This is a genomic window from Flavobacterium sp. (assembly GCF_013822155.1).
Lineage (GTDB): Bacteria > Bacteroidota > Bacteroidia > Flavobacteriales > Flavobacteriaceae > Flavobacterium.
Genome location: NZ_PNJW01000140.1, coordinates 1 through 1,996, shown reverse-complemented (window position 1 = coordinate 1,996; position 1,996 = coordinate 1). Strand labels below are relative to the sequence as shown.

The 1,996-nt window shown below is 38.2% G+C and carries 3 protein-coding genes and 1 pseudogene; 3 read left to right on the top strand and 1 reads right to left on the bottom strand.

Annotated features, from left to right (window positions below; translation table 11 throughout):
* Positions 1–54: 54 nt before the first annotated feature.
* Positions 55–600: an AAA family ATPase gene (locus C0512_RS15330; protein ID WP_290863134.1), complete on the bottom strand. Its 546-nt coding sequence runs from the start codon at positions 598–600 to the stop codon at positions 55–57.
* Between the two features lie 80 nt (positions 601–680).
* Here C0512_RS15330 and C0512_RS15325 point away from each other — a divergent pair.
* From C0512_RS15325 to C0512_RS15315, 3 genes and pseudogenes are all read left to right on the top strand, one after another.
* A pseudogene (locus C0512_RS15325) lies at positions 681–935 on the top strand (RHS repeat-associated core domain-containing protein); the annotation flags it as partial.
* Positions 936–956: 21 nt separating this feature from the next.
* Positions 957–1,292 carry a hypothetical protein gene (locus C0512_RS15320; protein ID WP_290863136.1) on the top strand — a complete coding sequence of 112 codons (336 nt, stop codon included), beginning with the start codon at positions 957–959 and terminating at the stop codon, positions 1,290–1,292.
* Positions 1,293–1,459: 167 nt separating this feature from the next.
* The gene (locus C0512_RS15315) at positions 1,460–1,960 is read left to right on the top strand and encodes a tetratricopeptide repeat protein (RefSeq protein ID WP_290863132.1); all 501 of its coding nucleotides are present in this window, start codon (positions 1,460–1,462) and stop codon (positions 1,958–1,960) included.
* Positions 1,961–1,996: the final 36 nt, after the last annotated feature.

The window sequence follows — 1,996 nt, the reverse complement described above, 5'->3', positions numbered from 1 at the left end:
CAGTATTGGGGTCAGACACGGTTGAATCTCTGTGTGTAACTATTGCTTTAGTAATCAAAGAAAATCAATCGAATCTGACCCCTTGATTTCTGGTTCATCCAATAAATAAACTCCTTTTCCTTTGAATCTATGAAGAAAAAGAGCAAAAAATGACTCACCATGTGATTGCTCATGGAGCGATTTATTTCCATATGACTTAATGATTGGCGGGCCGAATGATGGGTACTTATCAAGGCTCTCAACCTCTGTAGCAAAATTATAAAAACTCTCAGCCCTAAGAAAATATCCATCATTTGGTTTTTTATAAGATTTTGATAGCTTTAAGTACTGATTAAGATCGGAATGTGATTTACGAGTTGAGAATCTAAAATTCTTCGTCCCCCCTTCAGGGTTAAATCCCCAACTTGTCGCAATTGCTTCCAATAAAGTTGATTTTCCTGTTCCATTCTCACCAACAAAGAAAGTGACTTTAGGATGAAATTCTATAGTTTCCATATTCTTTATTACCGGCAATGAAAATGGATATTTATCGAATGAAGGAACTTTATCTCGGATAAGACGGGCTTCAAGAATTTTGGGGTCAAGTCTTCTTTTTTGCATTAATTATGGTCTTGATAGGGGTTTCGGTTATTGTAAGCCCATTTAATTTGCTATATTTCAAGACTTGACCCCGAAATTCCGTGGTCTGGACCTGGCCACAAGACGCCTTCGGCACCCACCCGGCCCACGAAGACCCGGACGGCAACGGCCAAGCCACAACCATCAACCTGCGCTTTCCGGGGCAGTACTTCGATGCGGAAACGCAATTGCACTATAACTGGAATCGGTATTATGATCCTAGCTCTGGGCGGTATATTACTGTTGACCCGATGGGACTTGATGCAGGTTTGAATACGTACGCCTATGTTGGGGGGAATCCTCTGACACGAGTTGACCCAACAGGACAATTATTATTTTTGCTAGCCCCAGCAGCGCCGGCCTTAGCAAGTGCTGCTGTAGAAGCAGCTATTACAGCAATTGGTTTTGTAGGTTCTGCTGCTGCGGTTGGTGCCGCATTAGGTGAAATTACTAAAACAAATACTGAGAATCCTTCTTCTACTGTAGAGGGTTTATGTCAAAACGGACGTCCTCCAGAAACTTGTGAAGAAGAATGGGAAAAAGCATATGAAATTTGTGAAAGAGAAATTGCCGCTGATAGTAATCGAGGTATAACAGGGGGCTATACAGATTTATATAGTTGTGCCAAAGGTCTAGTGAGTCAGCGCTGCGGTGGAAATAAAGTAATAGATTGATTTATGAATATTATTAAGGAAAATCTGAATAAATCAGGTAGAGTTGAAATTTACGGGAGTTGTATGGTGAAACAGTCAAAGCGCGAGCCCCTCTGAAAAAAGGACTGGTGGTTGGTCAAATAGATTGTTGATATTAACAATACCGAATTATTCAGAGGTTCCTTAAAATGATTGATATTACCAATTTATTTAAAAAAGTTGATGAGTTTAGTGATAAAAAAAAATATCATGAAGCTTTACAGCTTTGTTCAGAAGCTATTAAAGATAATTCTGATAATCAACGCCTCTATAAAAAACGATATCACATCTACTTAAAAATGGGCCAATGGGAAGATGCTTTAAAAGATATGGACATTGTTTTGAATTTCATTCCACAAGAACCGGCTGATTTTTTTAATAGAGGACGGACATATTTACGATTAAATTACCTACAAAAATCTTATGATGATTTAACCAAAGCAATTGAATTGGGCAATTATTATCAAGATCATTATTATACAGAAATGACCTATTTTTTTAGAGCTGAGTGTCAATTAAGGCTTGGACGATTTGACGAAGCCTTATCAGATTGTGAGCATGTGAGGCCTGATATGCAAACATTTATTCATCCTAAAATAAAATCAAAAGACGATATAGTTAGAGAAGCAAATGCAAGAATTATGCCATAAATAAATGGATCAGACACCAATACTGCTAATGCCGTC

What these genes read in the sequence shown, in the direction of transcription:
- C0512_RS15315 (WP_290863132.1), top strand. Translation starts at nt 1,460, where the DNA reads ATGATTGATATTACCAATTTATTTAAAAAAGTTGATGAGTTTAGTGAT.
- C0512_RS15330 (WP_290863134.1), bottom strand. Translation starts at nt 600, where the DNA reads ATGCAAAAAAGAAGACTTGACCCCAAAATTCTTGAAGCCCGTCTTATC.